The following is a 518-nucleotide window of genomic DNA, read 5'->3' as shown; positions in this document are numbered from 1 at the left end:
GCGAACAGATGTCATAAACAGGGCGGCATCGACACAACGGTTATGTTTGCGGCGTTCAGTTATAAAGCTGGTCACAATGATTTTTGAAACCATACCTTCATCAAGATATTTGATTTTCATAATTCCCACCCCCTCATTTCCCGCTCTATTACTTCGAAAATATCCTCTGGGCAGGGCATGACTATAAAAACAGGGTTGCCGTAATACTTGTTCGTCAGCGGGCAGAACCGAAAGCGGCAAGCTGTCTTCATGCCGGATGGCTCCATTATCATCGTTCCCACCCCATCAAACATCTGAGAGGGGTAGGACAGATACTCGGTGCGAAAGAACGGCATAACATCCTGCTTCTCTGTTGGGATGATTTTGTCAAAATCAGGAAAACGACCATTCAGTATTTTCAGATTATTAAAGCCAAACAGGCGACCATCTTCATCGTAGTGAAATGCCTTGCTACCTCCCTCTAAGTCTATCTTTGTGTTTTCAGCGGCTTCTGGAATATCGCCATCAAACCGAATAAT

General features: G+C 44.6%; 1 protein-coding gene. It reads right to left on the bottom strand.

The window, feature by feature from the left end; genetic code table 11:
- Positions 1-116: 116 nt before the first annotated feature.
- On the bottom strand, positions 117-518 hold a 402-nt coding region (locus ACGF5R_RS24445), incomplete at its 5' end, for a hypothetical protein (protein WP_387693232.1).

This window comes from Photorhabdus sp. RM71S (genome assembly GCF_042879355.1).
GTDB classification, from domain to species: Bacteria; Pseudomonadota; Gammaproteobacteria; order Enterobacterales; family Enterobacteriaceae; genus Photorhabdus; species Photorhabdus kayaii.
Note: the sequence above shows the minus strand (reverse complement) of the source record. Positions and strands in the feature narration are given on the sequence as shown.